Here is a 23232-nt window from a genome sequence, read left to right as displayed (position 1 = left end):
ATGAATAAACGTCGTATCCAGCTTTTTGTTATAGGCTTTATGCTGTTATTGCTGGTTGTTAGCTTCAACAGTTCTGTGCTTAAACGCATAGATCTGATTATTTACGACACGTTGTTAAATTTATCGGGCCACCCGGCCCCTGAAGAGATCGTTATTGTTGCGATTGATGAAGAAAGCATCATGCGTCTGGGGCGCTGGCCATGGCCTCGAACGACCCATGCAGAATTACTTAATCAACTGACCCAAGCCCAAACCACCGCTGTGGGCTTTGATATTTTATTTTCCGAAAAAGAATCCCTTGAGAATGACCGCCTATTTGCTGAAGCTATAGAAAAAAATGGTCACGTTTTTCTGGCGGTAGCACCTGAAAAATCATTAAATTCACAAATTACCGAGCTACTACCAACCCCTACTATTGCTGAGCATAGTGCCGGATTTGCTCATGTTGATACTGAGTTAGATATTGATGGTATCTGCCGTCGAGTTTACCTCTACGCCGGCTTAGGTGACGCTCATTGGCCTATATTAGGCCTTGCCCTCCAACAAGCTATCCGCGATTACCCTTTAACGCCGGCTCTAGAAAAAACACAAAGCAGTGATACCGGCTGGGTACGTAAAACCCCATTACTAATCCCTTTTTACGGCCCTCCAGGGCATTTCACTCATTATTCATATATTGATGTATTGAATGGCAAGATAGGCCGAGAACATTTAAAAGATAAAATAGTCATCATAGGTGCTACCGCGACCGGAATGGGGGATGCCGTAAGCACCCCTGTTTCTGGACACCATCAACGGATGCCCGGCGTAGAACTCAATGCAAATATAGCGGCGGCATTACTGGAATCCCGGTTTATCACTGAGATAACACCGTGGCAACAATACTTATCCACTCTCATTTTAACTACATTATTAGTATTAGCTGCCATCGTGCTCCCCAAACGGTACTTTCCAATAAGCTTACCTTTTACATTGCTAGCAGCATTAGTTTTATCCTTTACTCTCTTACGTGAAGCTCAACTTTGGCTTCCTCCAACAAATACTATGCTCGTACTGATTTTAGTTTTCTCGCTCTTTAGTTGGCGCCGTTCCTTAGAAACCCAATACAAACTAACGCAGCTTAACAACGAGGTGTACCAGCAACTTAACTTTGATCCAATAACGCACCTACCTAATAAAACAATGTTCAAAGACCAACTGGCGAGCACACTGACAGAAACACCTAGCACGCAAAATGTTTCACTGCTGATCATCCAACTTAGTGGCATCAAAGAAGTTAATAACCGTTTAGGCCTTAATGCAGGTGATGAAATTCTAGCAATGGCCGCACAACAGATACAAAAAGCTGTCGGGTTTTCTCATCCAGTCGCTCGACTAAGTGGAATCGAATTTGCTGCAATCATTACCAACCAGTCCTCCCCTTCAGATACTGCAAGAATCGGCCACCGTCTCATCCAGCTTCTACAATTGCCTTGCGAATTACAGGGCGATCATTTTTTCTTTAAACCCTCCATTGGTGTCAGTACCTATCCACAAGATGGAGACAGTACCGATATATTAATCAGTAATGCCTATGCGGCCATGCATAAAGCAAAATCCAACAACAAGCGCGGGCTGTACTATTATTCGTTGCATTTAAAACAGGAAATTATCGACGAATCCTCATTAACGCGGGACCTTCACTTAGCCCTCAATCAAAACCAACTGGAAGTCTATTATCAACCTCAAGTCATCAGCGCTACCGGAGAAATAATCGGCCTAGAAGCACTATTGCGCTGGAAACATCCTGAAAGAGGTAACATATCCCCAGCATCTTTTATTCCTATTGCAGAGAAAACTGGACTAATTATGTCTATAGGGGATTGGGTACTGGAAACGGCCTGTAAACAAGCCGTCACTTGGAACAAAGGCCTGAAAAAAGAGATACGTATAGCCATCAATATTTCAGCTATTCAATTTTATGATAATTTTATAGTTGAGCGTGTAAAACAAATATTGGATATCACTGCGCTCCCTGCACACCTATTGGAGCTCGAGCTAACAGAATCTGCTCTTATGAGTAACTTTGAGACGACCATTCAAACTTTACACGAGCTAAAAGATATTGGGATTAATATTGCCGTAGACGATTTTGGTACCGGCTATTCCTCTTTAAGTTACCTAAAGCAATTCCCTTTAGATCGTATAAAAATCGACCAAAGTTTTGTGCGTGATTTAGGGCAAAGTGTAGAAAGTGCTGAAATCACTCAAGCAATCATAACAATGGCTCACAGCCTTAATCTTCAAGTGATTGCAGAGGGTGTAGAGACTCCCCAGCAACGTAATTTCCTGTTAACGCAAACCTGCGAAGAGCTACAAGGGTTCCTCTTCAGCAAACCTTTACCTGAAGCACAGATCAGCGAACTATTAAAAAGCCCAAGAGGGCTAGGCTCTCCGATAAATAATGCTTAATAGGCAAAAATGTATAAACTCTTCACTTCTCCCTTAGTTCAACGTATATATATGTTCAATTGAAGCGGGAGCGCCCTATGACTACTAAAATACTGATGATCTATACTGGTGGAACTATAGGTATGGAATCATCCGCTAACGGCTACACTCCTGTCCCAGGGTTTGAATCATTAATAAGAAGCCGTTTAGCCCATTCACACCACGCTCTGCTCCCAGAGTTCGATATGCTGGAGCTAAATCCGTTAATAGATAGCGCCAATTTAATCCCTAGCCATTGGACTGAAATGGCAGACATTATTATCCAGAAATATGAGGACTATGATGGCTTTATTGTGCTTCATGGTACCGATACTATGGCTTACAGTGCTTCAATGCTGTCCTTCATCTTACAAGGTTTATCAAAACCCGTTATCTTCACCGGCTCTCAGATTCCCTTATCACAACTGCGAAACGATGCACTCGATAATCTAATTACAACACTACTTCTGGCCACTGATAACTCAATAAATGAAGTCTGCATTTACTTTAGCGGACGACTTTTAAGAGGAAATAGATCGAGTAAAGTAAAAGCAACAGGGTTAGATGCTTTTAACAGCCCGAACTTCCCTTGGCTCGGCCAAGTTGGGCTTAATGTCGAGCTACACTCCAACCTCTTTTTGCCCCAAAAACAACCTCGCTTTTTAAACCCCGAGTTTAAAAAAAATGCCGTTGTTATACTGCCCATATATCCAGGAATTAATGGCAAGCACGTTGAATTACTCAGTTCAGACCCAGACTGTAAAGCCATTATTTTGCGGAGTTACGGCGTAGGTAATTTGCCTGATCAAAATCAGGAACTAATTGATGCACTGAAGGCTGCTGCACAACGAGGCGTAATTTTCGTCAATAACAGCCAGTGCTTACAAGCTGAGATCTTTCAGGGGCAATACGCATGCAGCTCAATTTTAAATGAGATTGGTGTTATATCAGGGGCCGAAATGACATTAGAAGCCTGCTTCTGCAAACTTCACTTTCTATTAGCAACACTGATATCTACGGCAATGATCAAAAATAACTTTGTTAAAAACTTGGCCGGGGAAATCAGTCGCTAAAACATCAAATTAAGGGAGTTGCACTTTAGCTAACCATTCCCGCTCTTCAGGTTCTAAATAAACTTGCTCTAAAAGCTGAACAGCCCAAAAATCTTGCTCTGCAACACGCTTCAATATAGCTACAGCAAGGACTTTGACCACAGGCACTTCACTCCAGATTGAATGATTTAAGCAGCGCCAATGGTTGTTATCTTGTGATTGTGATTTTGGTTTTTCAATCTGCGTAAAACACACATCGCAGACCATAAGACAGTGATTCAAATCAGGTAGTTTTGAAACAGCTGCCACCTCATAGATATGCAACTTAACACCATGATCGCCGCATAGTTCGCAATGTGCCCCACTACGCCGCACTAAATCCTTGCCAAAAATTGACAGCCCACAATTCCGCTCGTGATAACGATCATGACCTTTAGACATAGTTACGTCCCCATGTTTACCCTAAGGGATAGCACATTCTCATTAGAATGGAAGAAATATAAGGGGAACTAAGACTAAGTGATATCGCTTAGAGGGCAACATGAGCGACTAAAATTAACGAGGGGATAGCCTCTATAAGAGATACTATCCCCTCCTGCCGGATGGATACTCCGACTAATCAGCCTTTGCAGGCAAAAAACAAGCAATGTAAACGACCAGAATTTTTTTAAGCGGACAGGTTCTAGAGTGCTTCTAATGTGGTTATGACCACTCTGTAGTCTTTGACGTTCACTCTGAAAATACCAACTTAAAAATGCTACTAATTGCCGCAGCCTAAAGCATTAACAAAAACCGCAACAATCAATCTCCCAGTCGATGTATTTTTATTTATCCTCCTTATTTCATTTCAAAAAATGTCTCAAAGGAAGAACTATCTCTAGTCATGATAAAACACATAAAAAACCAAAGACAATTCAATATTTCAAAAAATACAACCGTGACTTCAACACGAAGTTACACTTTTATTATAGAAGACAATTTCCATTCTGCTGGCGATTGTCATAATTCGCACCGTATAATGCTTGAAATTTTTTCACGCTGAGGATTGGACAATGCTACAAATAGGGACTCCTCTATCACCGTCAGCTACACGTGTATTGATGTGCGGCGGTGGAGAACTGGGCAAAGAAGTCGTTATCGAATTACAACGCTTAGGCGCGGAGGTCATTGTTGTCGATCGCTACAAAAATGCCCCAGGTATGCAGGTTGCTCACAGAAGCCATATCGTCTCAATGCTGGATGGTGATGCGCTTCGTGAAATAATCGAGCTAGAAAAACCACACCTGATTGTTCCTGAAATAGAAGCTATAGCGACCGAAACCTTAGTTGATCTTGAGAATGAAGGCTTCAACGTTATTCCAACAGCTCGTGCAACTCAACTCACGATGAACCGCGAAGGAATTAGGCGTTTAGCCGCAGAAGAGCTTAATATTCCCACCTCTAACTACCGTTTTGCCGAAACACATGAAGAGTATATGGCTGCAGTGGAAACCGTGGGTATCCCCTGTGTTGTAAAGCCGATTATGAGCTCATCAGGTAAAGGTCAAAGCACCATCCAATCCACTGACCAAATTGAACAAGCTTGGCAATATGCTCAAGATGGCGGTCGAGCAGGAAAAGGAAAAGTCATCGTAGAAGGGTTTGTAGACTTTGACTATGAAATAACACTGCTTACCGTTCGTCACGATAGCAACACTAGCTTTTGCGAACCTATAGGGCACATACAAGTAAGCGGTGATTACAGACAATCCTGGCAACCGCAAGCAATGAGCCCAGTGGCACTAGAAAAATCTCGTGAGATCGCAAGCAAAGTAACATCAGCGCTAGGTGGGCAAGGCCTCTTTGGCGTTGAACTCTTTATTAAAGGCGATAAAGTTTACTTTAGCGAAGTATCACCTCGCCCCCATGATACTGGCATGGTGACGATGATCTCCCAAGATTTATCGGAATTCGCACTGCATGCTAGAGCTATTTTAGGCCTACCTATTCCAAATATTCATTTCCACGGTCCCTCTGCATCGAGCGTCATCTTAGTAGAAGGCGAATCAGATAAAGTACGATTTGGTAATCTACAACAAGTCCTCGCGGAGCCGAATACTCAAATCAGATTATTCGGCAAACCGGAAGTTTCTGGGCAACGACGTATGGGTGTTGTATTAGCCCGAGATGAAACTGTACAAGCCGCTAAAGAGAAAGCTATTCGTGGCTCAACCTCAGTCAATGTAGAACTATAACGTAGAATCAAAGCACTATTTCCAACCGGAATAGTGCTTTACTCTAAATATTAGGGAACCTTTAGTGATTACCAACAACTAAGGATAGAATAAAGTAAACACAATAATCGGAGTCACCTATGGCTGAACCTAAATGCCCAGAATGCTCAATCTCAGGGGTTGAACACATCGTTTCAAAAGACAGCGAAGAAAGAGCACGTGATAGCCAAGCTTGGTTCCAAATCGCTTATTGCAATGGCTGTGGACATATCTATGGCGTTTTCGCCAAACACACTATCCCAGCAGGTAAAAAAGGGCCGCAACTCGTTTTACATCGTTAGAAAATAAATAGATGTAACACGCCTCTTATTGTCATACCGAACAAGCCACCATAAACAGCATAGCGAATCACTTGGCTGATTCGCTTACCCGCAGCGGCAAAGATCGCAATACCAGCAACATCCAGCGGATTAGTGGCAAAACCGGCCATACGGTTAAGCTCGTTTACACTAATAAGCCCCTCGTTCATCAGATCTATAGTGATACCCATAAAAGCGGTTCCACCTGCAATAAATTTAGTCACTATAGGTAGCACGGTTGCTTCAGGTAAACCAATTAGAGCCAGTAACGGGGCGAGTAATGAGCTTAATAAACTAATAACCCCTGTCGCTTCAAATACATTCACTAAAAAGATCGCCAGTATTAGCATAGGCAGCATACCGAACACGATCTTCATCCCCTCTTGACCACCATCACCTAAGATCTGAATAACCGTTTTTTTCTCCTCTTCTGGCGAGGTCGATTTGACGACAGTTTCAGTAGTATCAGGATCAACAAGGTTACGAGTTAGCACGTAGTAAGTGAAAGAAGCTGCCGCTAAGCCACCAATTATAGATGTAATCAGAATTACACCTATATTAAGCCCCATTGCACTTAACGGGAACGTCGCATTGGCTTGTGACATAGCTAAGACCATCGCTAAAGTAGCCGCGATATAACGGCGTGAGGTGCCATTCCTATCCATCAAAGCTAAAGTAGCAATAGGGCCTGCGAAACTAACAAAAAGCAGCTTAATCATGGCAAAAATGCCAAGGCCTGGAATACCAAAAATACGTGCAATCGGTGCCAGTAAATTTGAAAACCAGCTCAGCACACCTTTAGCATCAAGGAGTTTCATGAACGCAGACATTACAACCATAATGGGTAAAAGAATATATAAACCCATATCCAAACCGGTTCGCCCGGAATCTAGGATAACTGCAATGATCTGTTCCACGATAAATAGCCTTGGCTAGAAATAAGAGGCAATTTTACCTAGAGGCTAGAAGTGAAACCAGCTATTTATAGTCTATACAAATATTAGTGATGACTGCTCGTATCACAAATCATAAGGCTCAATCTGAAAAGCTTCCATGGTATAACCGGAAGCCGCAAGCTCATTCACAACCGTTTCTGTATTTATACGACCACTAATCCATACCGCATCATATAAATTTTCCACATGAGTTCCAGGCTCAAATCGAACATAGATAATCTGGTTGGAGGGTGGAGGAGGTACATGGATACATGCACCAAAATAAGGAACTAAAAAGAACTCAGTAACACGAGTACCATCCGATTCGACCGGTACGACATAACCAGGAATTTTAATCATCTGACCATCAAAATCAGGCACAGTCGGAGCAGATTGCATAGCTACCATCATCTCATCCAGCAGCTGTTGTGCTTTAGGATCAAAATCATCAATAGCCGCCAACTGCTCAGAACTATTAAATATCGCATCCATAGAGAAATCAGCAGGCATCAACTGTTCCCACTCTACTGGCTTCACTGACTCACCGTTAATCACCTCTTCGGCACAAATAAAACTTGAGCTAGCGATCAACCACACAGCGATAATAATATGTTTAAACATTCAATTTCTCTTGTTATAACTTAATCGACATACCGTCAGCCAAAGAGTTCCGGTAAGCACGATAACCGGGTACTAATCCAGCTAAAGATCCAGCCGCGACCACCATACCTACTAGCTGCCATTGCCATAAACTTAAACCTTGTACCGCTAATCGTACCCCAAACTGATCCTGAATTAACGGGCTGGCATAAAGCATTACCAAATAAAGTACACCAATACCCAGTAAAACACTCAATAACGTAACCAATAATGATTCTAATATAAGTAATGTCAATATATGTATAGGACGCGCACCTACAGAGCGCAAGATAGCCATCTCTCGGCGGCGTTCATTTAAACTACTTAACAGCAAGGCTAGCAACCCAAGTACTCCTGAAACAACCACTAAACCAGAAATAGCGAACAGTGTTTTTTCAACGAAGGAAAACATACCCCACAACTCCTGCAAAGCAAGTCCTGGTAAAATAGCCATTAACGGCTCATTCCTATACTGATTTATCTTCCGCTGTAGATGAAATGTAGAAAGACGAGAGTTAAGCCCAAGCATAAACGCCGTAATTTGTTTAGGCTTAAGTTTCATTTTAAGCACTTGCTCTGCCGTTACTTTAGAGCCGGGTAATTGCACCCCAGACTGCCAATCAACATGGATAGCCTCAATCGCCTCCAAAGAAACAATAAGCGTATTATCAACAGGCGTACCTGTAGGTTTTAAAATGCCTACAACATTAAACGGCTTATCATCATGCTTCATCAAACTGGCACTCCCCATACCATGGGCGATCACAACGGGAGAGCCTAAGTTATAGCCTAGTTTTTTAGCAACCTCAGCACCAATTACTACATCGAAAAGCCCTTCAAAGCCTCTACCTTGAGAAAAGGCGAGTGGCTGTTTGGCACCATATCGGTAATGCTCAAAATACGCTGAGGAGGTACCTAAAACCCTAAACCCGCGATGAGAATCACCTAATGAGAGAGGAATACTCCATTTAACATTGGCATCTTGGCTAATATTTTCATAGCTTTTCCACGTTATATTATTGGTAGCATTCCCAATATGGAAAACAGAGTACAGTAATAAATTTATCTGCCCACTTCGCGCACCTACGATCAGGTCAGTAGAAGATACAGTCGATGAAAACCCCTCTTTAGCTTGCTGCCTTATAATGTCTACACCTAGCAGCAACACAACACTCATACTAATAGATAGCAACATCATTAATAGAGTGGCCTTCCTATTTAAAAAGCTTTTCCAGGTTAAATGAAACAAAGTCATAAGCTATATCCTCCATTAGATGAAGGGGTTAGCCTCAATTTCTGCGAAAAGTGATGTTCTAAAGCGCTATCGTGACTAACAAAAATTAACGTGGAGCCGGATAATTCACATTGAGATAATAACAACGCTAAAAACTGGTCTCGCGCATCTACATCAAGTGCCGATGTAGGTTCATCTGCAATAATAATCTCCGGCGAACCTAAAATCGCTCTTGCCGCACTCACCCTTTGTTGCTGCCCTACAGAAAGGGCCGCTGCATTTTGTTGATAGAGATGTTTATCCATCAAACCTAAACGCTTAAGTAGCGCCTCAGCCCCCTGCTCTACAGAACCAAACTCATCGATAGCACGTGCTCTTCGCGTAGACGAAAAACGGCAAGGTAGACAAACATTTTCTAATAAACTCAAAAACGGTAGTAAGTTAAACTGCTGAAAAATAAAACCTATATGGTCAGCTCTAAACTTATCTAACTGGGACATCTTCATGAGGGCATAGTCATGGCCTAAAACTTTGATATCACCATGCTCAGGGGCAAGCACACCACCCAAGATATTAAGCAATGTGCTTTTTCCGCTACCCGAGGGGCCTTTTATGAAAACTTTTTCACCGTGATAAAGTTGAAACTTAGGAATGGTTAAGCAGGGTGTGCCATCACCCCACTTAAATAAAAGATCATCGATAGTTACGGCTAATTTTTTCATTTTAAAAACCAAACTCGAGTAATGCCATTAGAATTTAAAGCCTTTAGAGGAAGGAGTTAACTCAAGCTGCTGAGCTCCCTTATCTGTAATTAGATTCACATGGAGCTTCTCTACTCCTTTAAACGAATCAAACAAACTCAATGTCATATCTGTCAACGCTTCAGGGTTACTACACTTAAAATGATAAGTCGCCGTAATATCAGCATGCCCTTCGTGATCATGCTCTTCATGATCCGCATGTTCTTCGTGATGGTCATGACCTTCATGTTCCTCGTGATCTGCATGTTCCTCATGATCATCATGGCCTTTATGCTCTTCGTGATCCGCATGTTCCTCATGATCATCATGACCTTCATGCTCTTCGTGATCCGCATGTTCCTCATGATCATCATGATCATCATGGCCTTCATGCTCTTCGTGATCCGCATGATCCCCATGCTCTTCACCCCAAACAACCTCAACATGCTCCGTCAGACAGTTAGCAGAGGCAGAAAGTTTCAAAATGTTATTGGCATTTTGTAATAGTTTTAAAGCTTTCTCTTGAGTCGCTTTATCTTCAGCCGATTTTGCTTCGTATTCAAACCCTACGATATTCGCCATTGGCGAGCGAAGCACAGCTTCTACATCACCTTGATCTGTTGCGATATTTAACACCGCTTCCCCATGCACATGCGCTTCAAGTGCTGTAGCAATAGGACTTAACATGCATGAAATTAAAGCACTACCTATAGAAATGTAATGGACTCGCTGGAACATGATGCTCTCCAATAAAATGATATAATATAACATTACTATACAGTTTTACGCCGGCTTATGACAACAAGCTCAGGCTATCTTGAGGATCAAAGAATAATCGATCGCTGCCAAAAAATAGCTGTAAAGAGGGATAATCCAGTTTCTTATGGTTTATCAGCGCTGCATTTATCCAATAGAATCTCACCCAACCGTTTAATTGCATTCTTTCGCGACGCATTCCAGTGGTGAGCAAAGCTAATACGTAAACAATTTCGATACTGATCTTGTGCTGTAAATAAGTTACCTGGAGTGATCACTATACCTTCCCTACGGGCATCCAAATAACAGTTATCTACTTTATAGTGCTCTTCAAGCTCAACCCATAACGCAAGCCCTCCCTGAGGCTGGCTCACTCTTATCTCGCCAAGTTCACGCCAATATAAAAACAGTAGATCAATCAACTGATCTCGCTGCTCTTTAAGTAAGTACTTATATTTACGCAGATGCTTTTCGTAAGAACCATCATCCAAAAAATCAACTAATCCCTGCTGCGTAAAACGGCTTAAGGCAAGCATATTGACCATTTTTAAAAACATTAAAGAGGATTGCTCTCTACTCGAAACAACCCAACCTAGCCTCAACTCTCTTGAAAGTGATTTAGAGTAAGAGCCACATAAAATGACATTATCATTCCGATCCAGCTGTTTTAATGGGGGAAGACGCGCACCAAATGATAGATCCCCATAAATATCATCTTCAACAATAGTAAAGCCAAATTGTTCCGCTAATTGAAGCAACCGCTTACGTTCAGTATCAGGCATCACTGAGCCTAAAGGCGTTGCAAATGCAGGAGTTACTACACAAGCAGCTATTTTCCATTTAGATAAAGTCTCAGTTAAAGCATCTATAGAGATACCCTCCGTTGACGTAACGGGGATTTCAAGTACTTGTAAACCAAGGCTTTCTAATAACTGCAGCACACCATAAAATCCAGGGGATTCAACTGCGACTATATCCCCTGCCTGACAACAGGATTGTAATGCTAAAGATAATGCATGCTGGCAACCCGCTGTAATCAAGACATCTTGCTCATCAAACCTACAACCTAGACGCTGATATCGGCTAGCAATTTGCTGACGTAAATAGAGTGACCCTGCTGGCTCATCATAATATTGATGTTCAGAACCGCCCTGTTGCCGTAAGGCTCTTGATAAACAACGATTTAGCTCAGTAATACCTACAGGGCGTTGCGATCGTTTATCAATTTGAGGCGCTATATCAAAAGCAGCATTGTGCGTCATGATATCTCTCATCACGTCGCTCATATCAATCAGATGGGGCTCAGACCTGATCTGCATTACAGAGGGGCTTTGTGCAGGTATTTTTGCCTTAGTATTCAGCTGAACTGAAACAAAATAGCCTGACTTTGTTCTTACCTCCACAAGACCTGCCGCTTCTAAACGCTGATAAGCATGAATCACGGTGGCTTTAGACAGCCCCCTCTCCTCACATTGAGTCCGGATAGAAGGCAGTTTAGTGCCTGATGGGAGCCGACCTAAATATATGTATTCAGCGAGCTCTTGTTCCAGTTCTTGATATAGGTATTTCATTTAGCCTCTCTCATCTGTACCTATTATAAATTATTTTTCTATGCCTGTTCCTATCTTTTTATCTCTGTACATTATGCAGCTATCAGTAATTAGAAAAGTGCGTCCTGATGAAACCATCTAGTAGTAATCAAATTCCCCTAACCTCCCTTTGTGAATCCGCTCCACTGCCTGGGAATGGAAAGTTTCATGTAAAGCTTGTAGAAGGCTTCTATCAAAACTTACGACGCTTAACGAGCTGGCCCTTACTGGCCCTATTTTTCACCCTGACCTGGGTACGTATAAACGGGCAGCCACTCATCATGTTCGACTTTGATGCCCACCGTATTTTTCTGTTTGGCACTGAACTATCTTGGTATGATCTGCCTGCCCTTGCAGGTATCATGATTTGCGGGGCCAGTTTGTTATTCTTTATGGCGGTCGGTTGGGGACGTGTTTGGTGCGGATTTGCTTGCCCACAATCAATATGGACTTGGTTATTTATTCGTATCGAAGATTTAATTGAGGGGCGTGCTGCAAAACGCTCTCGATCAGATCAGCAATCACTCAATAGCCAAAGGCTTTTTAGGCGGGTTATCAAACATAGTCTTTGGTTAATACTATCCTTTATTACGGCTATTACCTTCTGCGGCTACTTCACACCTATAGATCAATTAATCCAAGATCTGCTTCATTTTGATCTATCCCTTTTCGGCCTATCATGGATCATTATTATGTCCCTCTTAACCTACGCTAATGCTGGCTTAGTAAGAGAGAAGGTTTGTTTGCATATGTGCCCCTATTCACGTTTTCAAGGGGTTATGTTTGATGAAAAAACTTACACTGTGGCCTACAACCCTGCTCGCGGGGAGCCTAGACAGCACTTAAGAGGCCAAGAAGAAAACGCTGGGGACTGCGTAGATTGTGGGATTTGCGTCCAAGTATGCCCTACAGGAATTGATATACGAAATGGCCTTCAAGCCGCTTGTATCGATTGTGCAGCTTGTATTGATGCCTGTGATTCTGTAATGGTTAAATTAGGTAAAAAAACGGGCCTGATTGACTTTTATTCAGAACAGGCACTCTCAACATCAAACCTTATTGAGTCTCAGAAAGATAAAACCCGCTCTTTACTAAGACCACGACTACTAGGTTACTTAAGCATCTGTATTGCCACAGCTTGGGGAGTCACTTATACACTACAAAATAAGACTGAATTGATCATAGAAATTGCTCGGGATAGAGCTTCACTTTATCAAGTCACTGAAGGGCTAATCTGTAATCACTACCATCTTGAACTCGAAGCTTTCACTTCTCGCATAAAGCAGATTTCCGTTGCTATTACCGCCCCAAGCTCTTCCATTCCTTTACAACTCATCGGCCCTAATCATCTGAATTTGATCGATCAAAGTACAACAACACTTTACAAAGTTTGTGCGCCAAATCACATGCTACCAGCAAAAACAGATATTACCTTTATGCTGACATCAGATTCCTTCAGCGCTTCGAAAAATAGTACATTTTTAGCGCCTAGATAATTAGGCCTTACCACTAGGCGAAGAGTTAACAAACATACTAGAGAGACTGAGCAAAATTATGGTTTAGCACATATAAACTAAGAGGAAAACTCGAACGATCAATCTACAAGGCGCAGCTTTTCAGCCCTAGATAACTTTTTGATCGCCGCTTCACGTTGACAGGCTGATGATTGATCGGGTTGCTCTTCACGCCATACCATCTGAACCGGTCGGCGCACTCGTGTGTATTTAGCCCCTCCCACTAAATCACCATTATGCTGACGTAAGCGGCGCTCTATATCAGTTGTTACTCCTGTATATAATGTGCCATCAACACATTTCACTATATAGACATACCAACGACTCAGGCCTGTATCCTTAACCATTTATTATCTAATCATCGCATTAAAGTTTCGTAGGATTTTACATGAAAATTGATGCTATCGATCATCTCTCTAACAGTAACTAACCTTAGGATAACAGAAAATAAACCGACACAATTTGTGTAAAGGCTTTGAGTCAAAAGCCGCACAACCCACACTAGACAATACTGATCCCTGCTTTATAACAACGCTCCCTGAAATGACCTGATGAGCTACCGAAATAGCTTAGATATCTAGATAAAAACCTTATTTAAATTTCTAAGCATATAAATATTTTAAAAAGGAATGTAAGGACATACTTTCCTTAAAAAGGCCGCGTTTTCTAGGGTTAAAAAAGTCAAGATAAAAAATTAAGTCCACACCTATATATAATAGCTACATAGTGTGGATAAAAATCTAAGCCATCTTTTATATTTAAACAACAAAAACTATAACCTATTGATTAAAATAAACTTTCTAAAAAGATCAGATAAACACCAAAAAGCTCAATGCCTTATAAAACAAGGCTTCCAGCAATCTACCCAAAACTTATCCAACAACTTATGCACAGATAAACTGAGTAACTTTAACACCCACTTAGCTGCACTATTACATTCCCATGAAATCAAGAGGTTATAACAACTAAATAGTGAGTTAGCTAAACAGAAACGAGTACGGAGCTAAAGGTGAAAATCTATTGAAAATAAATACCGACTTAGATATCGGTTTTATCTTTATACTCACAGAGGTCTTCAATAAGGCAGGCACCGCATTTGGGTTTTCTAGCCACACAAATATAACGGCCATGAAGAATTAGCCAATGGTGGGCATCAATCAGGAACTCCTTAGGAATAAAACGCATAAGCTTCTGCTCAACTTCATTAACATTTTTTCCCGGTGCAATTTTAGTGCGGTTAGATACTCGGAAGATATGCGTATCAACAGCCATCGCAGGCTGCCCAAAAGCAGTATTTAAAACGACATTGGCGGTTTTACGCCCCACACCTGGCAAGGCTTCTAAGGCTTCACGCGTATCAGGTACAACTGAATCATGTAGCTCCACCAGCATTTTGCAGGTTTTGATTACATTTTCAGCTTTGGTATTAAATAAGCCAATGGTTTTTATATATTCCTTTAAGCCATCAACACCTAAGGCATAGATTGCTTCGGGAGTATTGGCAACGGGATACAACTTTCGAGTCGCTTTATTGACCCCAACATCGGTGGATTGGGCAGACAAAATAACAGCAATCAGCAACTCAAAAGGGGAGCTATACTCTAGCTCAGTGGTGGGATGAGGATTCTCGTCTCGCCAACGAGAAAATATTTCGTATCGCTTTTGTTGGTTCATTATTTGTAATTAGGCATTAAAAATTTTATGAGTCAAAAAGGGTAACCTTATTGCGTCCATTTTGTTTGGATTTATATAAGGCCTTATCTGCTTGCTCTAACCAAGCAGTAGCACTCTGAACTTCTAGATCAATTTCAGACACACCTAAACTAATAGAGCAGTTAATCTGATGCTCACCATATTGCACGCAGAGTGACGCAACATTTTCACGTAACCTTTCAGCAAAGATCATCGCATTGATACCGTTAGTACCAGTGAGGATAGCCCCAAATTCCTCACCACCATAACGTCCGGCAATATCAGTCTTACGTGCCTGCGCCTGTAAGGCCTGAGATATTACGCGAATAACCTCATCACCCGCCTGATGGCCATAGGTATCATTCACTTTCTTAAAGTGATCAATATCAAACATAACGAGTGAGCTCACAGACTCTGTTCGGCTATAACGCGCATACTCTTGGTTTAAACACTCTTCCCAGTACCCACGGTTATATAAACCGGTTAGCCGGTCTTCGCGGCTTAATTTTTTCAGCTTTTTGTTAGCGTCTTCTAATGCAATTTGCCCTGTTGCGGTATCTGTTACGTCGTAGATCAAAATACCTATATGATCAACATCGCCTGTTGGAGAGGTTAGCGGAATCAAGGTAATATTTTGATACATAAATTTAGAATAACCTGTAATAGGACGGTTATTCTTAAAATGAAAAAGATAAGGACGCTGCTCCCACGAAATATAAGCGGGATTTCTTAATAAAAAAACTGACTCGAGTTTCTGATTTAACCAATTCGCTGGCAATTCTGGAAACCTTTTAAAAAGGTTTTCACCTGCAACATTTTGAGCTGGGATACCTGAATGGTTTGCCATAAAGCCATTCCACAATTTAATGCAGGCTTGACGATCAATAACAACTAAACCTACCTCCAAATTCTGGATTAAACCTAAAGTCCAGTGCAGATCGTCAATCTCATTTAAGGCGGTCCCATTCATGAGAAGTAACTCGCTATAGTTTGTAGTTTAACGAGTGAGTCCTGTGTAAACACTAACATAAGCTCACAGCGGGTATCATGCTCATCCATCTGATAATCGATTGTGATCATCAAGCTTTCATCCCAATTCTCTGCTTGCTCATCGAACCCAAGAAAGTCACGTAGGATATAAGGAGTTGCTTTACTAAATTCAATATCGAGCTGCTTTGCAAAACTGGTTAGGAAAGCACCGATCAAGGCATTTGATAATGACATAAGAAGCTCAGACGTTCGGAACGTCCCTGAATCTTGGAGATCCATAAGTGTAGCAACTTTATCAAAATTACTTTTTTCAATTAATAAAAACGCCTCTCCTGCAACGCCGCCACCGATAAAACCTTGGCTAATCAGCTCATACTCATTATCTTGAGCAGTGACAAGCCTGCTCTGTAAGCTTTGCGGGTCAACCATAGCTACAACGGGAATTGGAAGATGGACGAATGTATTCAGTAGCCTAGCAAGCATCTCTCCGGCTTGCCCCATCGCTATATTGGCTATCTCTTTATAATATTCAGGTAGTCCGATCTCAGACGGTTCTTCAGAGGAGGTCTCAGCGGTCTGCTCTAACTCAGTCAGAAGCCCAAAACGATTTAAAACTTCAGCAATCTTCTCTGGGGTTGTTGGCTTACTGATGAATTCAAGGGCACCCAATGCCAGTACACGCTCTCTGGCTTCTGATTGGACATCACCAGAAATAACGATAACCATGGTGGGTAAGTCATCTTTACGGATGCGTTCTAAAACCTGATAACCATCCATAAGCGGCATAGTTAAATCAAGAAATAGAATATCGCCTTTTCCTGCCCGAACAGCTTCAAGCCCTGCCAAACCATGTTCAGCAAACGTCACCTCAACATTCCATTCACTCAGGACAGAAGCCATTTGCTTACGTGCTAAGCTCGAATCATCACAAATTACAACCGGAACAGGCTGGCTCACATTACACCTTAGATACAACTTAAGAAAATGCTTTAGTAGGTAAGCCTAAAGGATAGCCTAAAAGAACACAATTAACTCTACGTATAATTACTGAACGCTCAATCATTATAGCATATATAACTTATTACATTATCCAGTCACACGCACTCGCTCACGGCGCGGGCTTGGACCAGTTTCCCGTTCAGCTTTACGTGCTTGTATACGCGCATCGATAATATTTTTTAGCGCTATAATCAGCCCCATACCAACAAAAGCACCGGGCGGTAAAATAGCAAAAAGAAAACCGGGATAGTCTTCAACTAAAATTATTTTCCAATTTTCAGCTATAGGGCCAAAAAGAAGATGCATGTCACTAAAAATCATTCCTAAGCCTAATGCTTCCCTCATTGCACCCAGTAGTACTAATACTGCGGTAAACCCCAACCCCATCATTAAGCCATCAAGCAGTGAGGCCTTAACTGGATTTTTACAAGCAAAAGCATCCGCACGCCCCATAATTGCGCAGTTAGTCACAATCAGGGGAATAAAAATCCCTAAGATAAGATAGAGCTCATAAGTAAAGGCCTTCATTAGTAATTCAATCGCCGTTACAAACGAAGCAATTATCATCACAAAAATAGGCAAGCGAACAGAATCCGGGACAAATTTACGGAAAGCAGAAACCGTCAGATTAGATCCCATCAAAACCAAGGTACTTGCTACCCCTAGACCTATAGCATTAACAACAGAGCCGGTTACAGCTAAAAGCGGACATAGGCCAAGTAACTGAACCAGTGCAGGGTTATTGCCCCACAATCCATCATGAGTGATTTTTCTATAATCAGTAGCCATTAGCGAGCGACCTCTGTAATTTTGTCTTCAGTTAGATCTAATAACTCTGTGCGGTGTTCGGCAAAATAATCAAGTGCGCGCGATACCGCGCCAACAATCGCTCTCGGTGTAATCGTTGCACCTGTAAACTGATCAAATTCGCCACCATCTTTCTTAACGGCCCAACGCGAGTCACTGCTACCTTGTTTAGACAATCCGTTAAAGCTATACACCCAATCAGATTTTTTAGTATCAACTTTATCACCTAACCCGGGTGTTTCTTTATGGGTTAATACACGAACCCCCGCCACAGAGCCATCTGCATTAATGCCTGCGATCAACGTAATGATTCCACTATAACCATCAGGGGCAACTAAAGGTAAAATAACCGAGGTAACTACACCATTTTTACGCGCTCGATAAACAGTTACAGGATCTGAGTGGCCCTGCAAAGTTGGTGCGACTATTTCAACAGTATCTTCAAGTAGATCATTATCTATAGATGAGCGAGGCACTATTTCATATAGTGCTTTTGCCTTCTGCTCTCTCTCATTTTGAGCAATACGGTCAACGGTTGTTACTTGTGTCGTTGCTATAACAGCAGCACAAACGACAGCAAACAAACTAATCGCAATAGTGCTAGTACGGAGAGCACTTAACATCTGCATTAGGCACCTCCTTTCATGCCACGTTTAGCTTTTGCATGCCCATAAGAACGAGGCTGAGTGTATTGATCAATAAATGGCGCTGAAAGGTTCATCAACAATACGGCAAAAGCAACCGCATCTGGATAGCCTCCCCAATCACGAATAACAAAAATCAAAAGACCTATGCCTATACCATAGACAACCTTACCTTTGTTACTTGTAGCGGATGTCACAGGATCAGTGGCAATAAAGAAAGCCCCCAGCATTGTTGCGCCTGCGGTAAGGTGAAAAAATGGATCAGCAAATTGATAGGGATCGATAGCATAAAATACTGCTGCTATAAGCCCTAAGGTCGCAAGAATAGCTAAAGGTGTATGAATCGTTAATACTTTACGGTATATCAAAAATACCCCACCCATAAAGTAAGCCGCACTAACCGCATGCCAAGCGCCCATACCTTGCGCTAACACAGGCGCATTCGCCCATACCTCTTCTGTAGTTTGTCCACCTCGATGACGCATGGCATCCAAAGGCGTTGCCCCTGAATAACTATCGATCATGGCGGGTTCGATACCTGAGAAGATAAGCTTAAACGTGTCAACAAATCCCATAACATGCCAGCTTTGACCATCCTCAACCATCAAAAATGGCATAGTCCAGCTTGTCATAGAGACAGGAAAGGAAATAAGTAATAGCGCATAAGCAACCATAGCGGGGTTAAAAGGGTTTTGCCCTAACCCTCCATACAAATGCTTAGCAATCACAATAGCAACAAACACCCCGACCATCGTCACCCACCACGGCAGGAAAGGAGGTAAAGCAAGTCCTAGCAATAACGCAGTGACTACAGCACTGTAATCTTTAAGATAGAAACCCAATGGGCGCTTACGCATTTTAACCACAATAGCTTCAAATACGACCGCTAACAAACAAGCCCAAATGACGTTAATTAAGGTACCCCAGCCAAAAAAGAAGGTCATTGCGGCCAAGCCTGGCAAAGTAGCAAGCACAACTAAACGCATCACATCTGTAGCGTTAACAGCTTTATGAAGATGAGGTGAGCTGGTACGTATCAGCGCCATTGGTTAAATCTTCCTCAATCAGTAAAACGACTTAGTGTCTGGTTCAATTGTTCAGATTTCTGTTGTGCAACGATTAACTGCTGCTCTATATCTGTCAGATCATCCGTTTGTTCTTCTCGCGCTTTCTCTGCGGCTCTTTCAGCTTTAGTCACCGCTGCTCGCGCCATAGCGGCATCGACTTTCAACTGTTTGAGATCAACCCCTTCTGCAGCGGCTTTATCGAGCTGGATCTTCTCATATTCATCCAACTTAACTTTCGCCTCTTCATGCGCAAGAGTAAGACGCTCTACTTCAGCTTTAAGTTCAGACTGATTATCATCTTCCGCTTCATCTAAAGCAGTTTGTGCTTTCTTCAGTTTAGTTCTCATAATAGAGACTTGCTGTTTTAACACTTTAGGATCAATAGGTTCCAGCTCAACAGGCACACCACCAGCCTGTACAAACGCCTGCGTTAACTGATCCAACTTTGACTGAAGCTTTTCAACACCTGCCTGCATTTTTTCTGCTGCAGGACTATTTGACGCCTGTGCATTAACTAATGCACTTTTAGCCTTCTCGACTTTAGTGGAGAGTGTTTCTATCTCTGCCTTTAGCTCGTCTAACTGGGAAGTATTACTCTCAGTAGAAGGAGCTAGCGCTTGTTCATAACAGGCTTGAGCTTCTTCATACTTAGCTTGTAGTTTTTCCACTCCAGCTTTCATTTTGTCTGCCGCTGGACTAGAAGATGCTACTGCTTGATCTAAGGCTGTTTGAGCTTTAGCTACTTTGGCCTGTAATGCCTCCGCATCAACTTTCAACGCTGCAATCTGTTCTGCAGAAAGTGGCTTGATGGTAACTGAGCTATTTTGAGACGTCTCTTTCTCATACTCCGCTTTACAAGCTTCATATTTAGACTGAAGTTTTTCGACCCCTAACTTCATTTTTTCAACAGCGGGGCTACTTCCAGCAATGGCAACATCAAGAGCTTTACGTGCTTTTTCAACTTTACCTAATGCAGCTTCCATTTCAGCTTTAAGCTCATCGAGCTTAGCACTATCCTGAGCCGGCGACTGGCCACCTGATTCAGCTGCATCATAAGCCGCTTGAGCCGTTTCAGTTTTAGCTTTCTGCTCGACTAGTTTAGCTTTAAGATCAGCTAAATCACCTTCACCACTTTCCTCAGCTTTCGCGAGCGCTTTTTCCGCTTGCTTTAACTTTGTCCGTGCGACCGCTGCATTGGTCTTAAGCTGTTTGATATCTACTACTGGTTCGGAAACGGCTGGGGCATTCAACGCTTGATCATAAGCTTCCTGAGCGGCTTGCGCTTTTGCTTCTAGCTCAGTCACTGTAACTTTGAGCTTATCTTGACCTTCAAGCCCTTTTTCTTCGGCATTTTGTAAAGCTTTTTGCGCTTTCTTTAATTTAGTTCGAGAAACAGCTGCAGCCGTTTTTAATGTTTTAAGATCAGGCTCGGCTGAAACCGTCTGTTCAGATTCTGAATGCAGCTCAGCTTTATCTTTTTTCACTGCTTGGGCTTTAGCCGCATCTTCTGCTCGCTGCTTTCTGCGCAGTTCTTTTTCTATCTTCTCTTGCTCTAGACGGGCTTGCCTTGCCTCAAAGCGCTGTCTTGCATGATCAGCTTTCCGCTGCTCAGACTCCTCTTCACGAATCTCAGCTTTTGCAAAACGATAATATTGCACCAAAGGTAGATTACTGGGGCAAACATAAGAGCAAGCGCCGCATTCAATACAATCAAACAGATTGTGATGCTTCGCTTTTTCAAACTCTTTCCCTTTAGCAAACCAATAGAGCTGCTGCGGCAATAACTCAGCGGGGCAAACCTGTTCGCACATACCACATCGGATACATGGATTAGCTGGCGGTGCTGGCGGCATCTCAGCATAAGTGGCAGCGATAATACAGTTAGTTGTTTTAATCATGGGTATAGACTGATCATCTACAGTGAACCCCATCATTGGCCCACCAATAACCATCCGATACAGCGCTTGCTTATTCACTCCCGCAGCGTCCAGCAGTGTTTTCAAAGGTGTGCCAATTAACGCTCTCATATTGTGTGGATGGGCTAAGGCTTCTCCTGTTAGCGTCACAATACGAGAGATCAACGGCATACCTTCATACACCGCCTCATAGATCGCTGCTGCAGTACCAACATTTTGACAAACAATACCTACATCAGCAGGAATGCGGCCACTAGGTACTTCAATACCCGTCAGCAGTTTAATCAGTTGTTTTTCACCACCTGATGGATAGATAGTAGGAACAACTATAATATCCAGATTCAAAGAGGTATTTTTAGCCGCTAACTCTAATGCGCGAATAGCTTGAGGTTTATTATCTTCAATACCAATCATCACATGATGAGGGTTTAGAAGATGAGCAATAATCTCAATACCTTTAATTACATTGTCGGCATGCTCTCGCAGCAACATATCATCAGCGGTGATATAAGGTTCACACTCCATGGCATTAAGCACAAGTGTATTAACTATATGATCATCACCCAGGTGTAGTTTCACATCAGTAGGAAAGCCTGCACCGCCCATACCGCTTATGCCATGATGCCGAATAAAGTCAATCAGCGCCTGCTTAGATATAGCCGTATAATCATCTAAACCTTGATGATCGCCCCACTGATCCTTCCCATCCGTTTCAATCACAATGCAGGGAGCCTGCATTCCTGAAATATGCGGAACAGGCCGTTTTTCAATGGCTATAACTTTACCTGAACTTGGCGCATGGACATTAACACTGATACGCCCAACCGCTTCAGCAATCACTTGCCCTTTTAGGACAGAATCACCGACAGCAACAACAACCTCGGATGGCGCACCTATATGTTGTGACAGCGGAACGATAAGCTCAGCAGGAATCGGGGCCGTTTGAATCGCTAGTCCGGTGCTACGTTGCTTATTTTCAGGAGGATGCACACCACCATGAAAAGAGAACTGAGTACTCATTAAGCTGTCCCCTCTTCCGCTACTTCGCCACGAAGGTCAGTTACAATAAGCTGTACACCCGGCTTAGGCATATCCCACTTCCAAGTATTCAGGGTCGTTTCAACTGGCAACATATCTATACAATCAACAGGACAAGGCTCAACACAGAGATCACACCCCGTACATTCCGAGACAATCACTGTATGCATCTGTTTAGCCGCACCTAAAATAGCGTCTACAGGGCACGCCTGAATACACTTAGTACAACCAATACATTCATCTTCACGAATATAAGCAACCGTTTTGACCGGCTCTTCTTCCACACCACCATCAAGAGGAATCGCTTCGACATCAAGTAGATCCGCCAGCGCTTCCACTGTGCTTTGCCCACCGGGAGGGCACTTATTGATGGCATCTCCGTTAGCGATCGCCTCTGCGTAAGGTCGACAGCCTGGATAGCCGCACTGGCCACATTGCGTCTGCGGCAGGATAGCATCAATTTGATCGACAATAGGATTTCCTTCAACACGAAAACGCACCGAAGCAAAACCAAGCAATAAACCGAAAGCTAAAGCCAGCCCCAACAAAGCAAGAACGGCAATTAAGATGTAATCCATT

21 protein-coding genes are annotated in these 23232 nt (G+C 42.5%); 5 read left to right on the top strand and 16 right to left on the bottom strand.

Annotated features, from left to right (window positions below):
• Window positions 1–2451 carry an EAL domain-containing protein gene (locus Q4492_RS04365; RefSeq protein WP_303416042.1) on the top strand — a complete coding sequence of 817 codons (2451 nt, stop codon included), beginning with the start codon at window positions 1–3 and terminating at the stop codon, window positions 2449–2451.
• A gap of 77 nt (window positions 2452–2528) precedes the next feature.
• On the top strand, window positions 2529–3542 hold the full coding sequence (locus Q4492_RS04360; RefSeq protein ID WP_303416041.1) for a type I asparaginase: 1014 nt from the start codon (window positions 2529–2531) through the stop codon (window positions 3540–3542).
• 9 nt (window positions 3543–3551) lie between these two features.
• On the opposite strand, the gene Q4492_RS04355 is transcribed toward Q4492_RS04360, so the two are convergent.
• Window positions 3552–3962, bottom strand: a complete 411-nt coding sequence (locus Q4492_RS04355; RefSeq protein WP_303416040.1) for a phnA protein — start codon at window positions 3960–3962, stop codon at window positions 3552–3554.
• A gap of 611 nt (window positions 3963–4573) precedes the next feature.
• Here Q4492_RS04355 and purT point away from each other — a divergent pair.
• Window positions 4574–5755: a formate-dependent phosphoribosylglycinamide formyltransferase gene (gene purT, locus Q4492_RS04350; RefSeq protein ID WP_067862234.1), complete on the top strand. Its 1182-nt coding sequence runs from the start codon at window positions 4574–4576 to the stop codon at window positions 5753–5755.
• A 119-nt stretch (window positions 5756–5874) separates the two neighbouring features.
• Window positions 5875–6075, top strand: a complete 201-nt coding sequence (locus Q4492_RS04345; RefSeq protein WP_067862236.1) for a transcriptional regulator — start codon at window positions 5875–5877, stop codon at window positions 6073–6075.
• On the opposite strand, the gene Q4492_RS04340 is transcribed toward Q4492_RS04345, so the two are convergent.
• From Q4492_RS04340 to Q4492_RS04315, 6 genes are all read right to left on the bottom strand, one after another.
• The gene (locus Q4492_RS04340) at window positions 6072–7010 is read right to left on the bottom strand and encodes a nucleoside recognition domain-containing protein (protein ID WP_303416039.1); all 939 of its coding nucleotides are present in this window, start codon (window positions 7008–7010) and stop codon (window positions 6072–6074) included. The two genes, Q4492_RS04345 and Q4492_RS04340, sit on opposite strands and share 4 nt — an antisense overlap.
• Window positions 7011–7112: 102 nt before the next feature.
• On the bottom strand, window positions 7113–7649 hold the full coding sequence (locus Q4492_RS04335; RefSeq protein WP_303416038.1) for a DUF3299 domain-containing protein: 537 nt from the start codon (window positions 7647–7649) through the stop codon (window positions 7113–7115).
• A gap of 13 nt (window positions 7650–7662) precedes the next feature.
• Window positions 7663–8922: an ABC transporter permease gene (locus Q4492_RS04330; protein ID WP_303416037.1), complete on the bottom strand. Its 1260-nt coding sequence runs from the start codon at window positions 8920–8922 to the stop codon at window positions 7663–7665.
• Window positions 8919–9623 carry an ABC transporter ATP-binding protein gene (locus Q4492_RS04325; protein WP_303416035.1) on the bottom strand — a complete coding sequence of 235 codons (705 nt, stop codon included), beginning with the start codon at window positions 9621–9623 and terminating at the stop codon, window positions 8919–8921. Before Q4492_RS04325 ends, Q4492_RS04330 begins: the two co-directional genes overlap by 4 nt.
• A gap of 27 nt (window positions 9624–9650) precedes the next feature.
• Window positions 9651–10379: a DUF2796 domain-containing protein gene (locus Q4492_RS04320; RefSeq protein ID WP_303416034.1), complete on the bottom strand. Its 729-nt coding sequence runs from the start codon at window positions 10377–10379 to the stop codon at window positions 9651–9653.
• Window positions 10380–10522: 143 nt separating this feature from the next.
• Complete coding sequence (locus tag Q4492_RS04315; protein ID WP_303416032.1) at window positions 10523–11968, bottom strand: PLP-dependent aminotransferase family protein; 1446 nt, start codon at window positions 11966–11968, stop codon at window positions 10523–10525.
• Between the two features lie 107 nt (window positions 11969–12075).
• On the opposite strand from Q4492_RS04315, the gene ccoG reads away from it, so the two are divergent.
• Window positions 12076–13482, top strand: a complete 1407-nt coding sequence (ccoG, locus tag Q4492_RS04310; protein WP_303416031.1) for a cytochrome c oxidase accessory protein CcoG — start codon at window positions 12076–12078, stop codon at window positions 13480–13482.
• A 98-nt stretch (window positions 13483–13580) separates the two neighbouring features.
• Here ccoG and Q4492_RS04305 read toward each other — a convergent pair whose 3' ends face one another.
• The 9 genes from Q4492_RS04305 to rsxB all read right to left on the bottom strand — a co-directional run bounded on the left by Q4492_RS04305 (window position 13581) and on the right by rsxB (window position 23231).
• Window positions 13581–13847 (bottom strand): GIY-YIG nuclease family protein, encoded by a 267-nt coding sequence (locus tag Q4492_RS04305; protein ID WP_067862253.1) that lies wholly within the window; start codon window positions 13845–13847, stop codon window positions 13581–13583.
• Between the two features lie 691 nt (window positions 13848–14538).
• On the bottom strand, window positions 14539–15174 hold the full coding sequence (gene nth, locus Q4492_RS04300; protein ID WP_067862255.1) for an endonuclease III: 636 nt from the start codon (window positions 15172–15174) through the stop codon (window positions 14539–14541).
• A gap of 25 nt (window positions 15175–15199) precedes the next feature.
• Window positions 15200–16162 carry a diguanylate cyclase gene (locus tag Q4492_RS04295; protein ID WP_067862257.1) on the bottom strand — a complete coding sequence of 321 codons (963 nt, stop codon included), beginning with the start codon at window positions 16160–16162 and terminating at the stop codon, window positions 15200–15202.
• On the bottom strand, window positions 16159–17139 hold the full coding sequence (locus tag Q4492_RS04290; protein ID WP_303416030.1) for a response regulator: 981 nt from the start codon (window positions 17137–17139) through the stop codon (window positions 16159–16161). Before Q4492_RS04290 ends, Q4492_RS04295 begins: the two co-directional genes overlap by 4 nt.
• A 129-nt stretch (window positions 17140–17268) precedes the next feature.
• Window positions 17269–17970 carry an electron transport complex subunit E gene (locus tag Q4492_RS04285; protein ID WP_067862261.1) on the bottom strand — a complete coding sequence of 234 codons (702 nt, stop codon included), beginning with the start codon at window positions 17968–17970 and terminating at the stop codon, window positions 17269–17271.
• Entirely contained in the window at window positions 17970–18617 is a 648-nt protein-coding gene (gene rsxG / locus Q4492_RS04280; RefSeq protein ID WP_303416028.1) for an electron transport complex subunit RsxG, read from the bottom strand. The genes Q4492_RS04285 and rsxG overlap by 1 nt, the downstream gene beginning before the upstream one ends.
• Window positions 18617–19678 carry an electron transport complex subunit RsxD gene (rsxD, locus tag Q4492_RS04275; RefSeq protein WP_303416027.1) on the bottom strand — a complete coding sequence of 354 codons (1062 nt, stop codon included), beginning with the start codon at window positions 19676–19678 and terminating at the stop codon, window positions 18617–18619. The genes rsxG and rsxD overlap by 1 nt, the downstream gene beginning before the upstream one ends.
• A 14-nt stretch (window positions 19679–19692) precedes the next feature.
• Window positions 19693–22635 (bottom strand): electron transport complex subunit RsxC, encoded by a 2943-nt coding sequence (gene rsxC / locus Q4492_RS04270; RefSeq protein WP_303416025.1) that lies wholly within the window; start codon window positions 22633–22635, stop codon window positions 19693–19695.
• The gene (gene rsxB, locus Q4492_RS04265; protein ID WP_303416023.1) at window positions 22635–23231 is read right to left on the bottom strand and encodes an electron transport complex subunit RsxB; all 597 of its coding nucleotides are present in this window, start codon (window positions 23229–23231) and stop codon (window positions 22635–22637) included. The genes rsxC and rsxB overlap by 1 nt, the downstream gene beginning before the upstream one ends.
• Window position 23232: the final 1 nt, after the last annotated feature.

The organism is Neptuniibacter sp. 1_MG-2023, assembly GCF_030547185.1.
Classification (GTDB): domain Bacteria; phylum Pseudomonadota; class Gammaproteobacteria; order Pseudomonadales; family Balneatricaceae; genus Neptuniibacter.
This window is presented reverse-complemented; position numbering and strand designations above follow the sequence as displayed.

Coding starts and splice junctions, on each gene's coding strand:
- Q4492_RS04365 (WP_303416042.1), top strand. CDS start 1: ATGAATAAACGTCGTATCCAGCTTTTTGTTATAGGCTTTATGCTGTTA.
- Q4492_RS04360 (WP_303416041.1), top strand. CDS start 2,529: ATGACTACTAAAATACTGATGATCTATACTGGTGGAACTATAGGTATG.
- Q4492_RS04355 (WP_303416040.1), bottom strand. CDS start 3,962: ATGTCTAAAGGTCATGATCGTTATCACGAGCGGAATTGTGGGCTGTCA.
- purT (WP_067862234.1), top strand. CDS start 4,574: ATGCTACAAATAGGGACTCCTCTATCACCGTCAGCTACACGTGTATTG.
- Q4492_RS04345 (WP_067862236.1), top strand. CDS start 5,875: ATGGCTGAACCTAAATGCCCAGAATGCTCAATCTCAGGGGTTGAACAC.
- Q4492_RS04335 (WP_303416038.1), bottom strand. CDS start 7,649: ATGTTTAAACATATTATTATCGCTGTGTGGTTGATCGCTAGCTCAAGT.
- Q4492_RS04330 (WP_303416037.1), bottom strand. CDS start 8,922: ATGACTTTGTTTCATTTAACCTGGAAAAGCTTTTTAAATAGGAAGGCC.
- Q4492_RS04325 (WP_303416035.1), bottom strand. CDS start 9,623: ATGAAAAAATTAGCCGTAACTATCGATGATCTTTTATTTAAGTGGGGT.
- Q4492_RS04320 (WP_303416034.1), bottom strand. CDS start 10,379: ATGTTCCAGCGAGTCCATTACATTTCTATAGGTAGTGCTTTAATTTCA.
- Q4492_RS04315 (WP_303416032.1), bottom strand. CDS start 11,968: ATGAAATACCTATATCAAGAACTGGAACAAGAGCTCGCTGAATACATA.
- ccoG (WP_303416031.1), top strand. CDS start 12,076: ATGAAACCATCTAGTAGTAATCAAATTCCCCTAACCTCCCTTTGTGAA.
- Q4492_RS04305 (WP_067862253.1), bottom strand. CDS start 13,847: ATGGTTAAGGATACAGGCCTGAGTCGTTGGTATGTCTATATAGTGAAA.
- nth (WP_067862255.1), bottom strand. CDS start 15,174: ATGAACCAACAAAAGCGATACGAAATATTTTCTCGTTGGCGAGACGAG.
- Q4492_RS04295 (WP_067862257.1), bottom strand. CDS start 16,162: ATGAATGGGACCGCCTTAAATGAGATTGACGATCTGCACTGGACTTTA.
- Q4492_RS04285 (WP_067862261.1), bottom strand. CDS start 17,970: ATGGCTACTGATTATAGAAAAATCACTCATGATGGATTGTGGGGCAAT.
- rsxG (WP_303416028.1), bottom strand. CDS start 18,617: ATGCAGATGTTAAGTGCTCTCCGTACTAGCACTATTGCGATTAGTTTG.
- rsxD (WP_303416027.1), bottom strand. CDS start 19,678: ATGGCGCTGATACGTACCAGCTCACCTCATCTTCATAAAGCTGTTAAC.
- rsxC (WP_303416025.1), bottom strand. CDS start 22,635: ATGAGTACTCAGTTCTCTTTTCATGGTGGTGTGCATCCTCCTGAAAAT.
- rsxB (WP_303416023.1), bottom strand. CDS start 23,231: ATGGATTACATCTTAATTGCCGTTCTTGCTTTGTTGGGGCTGGCTTTA.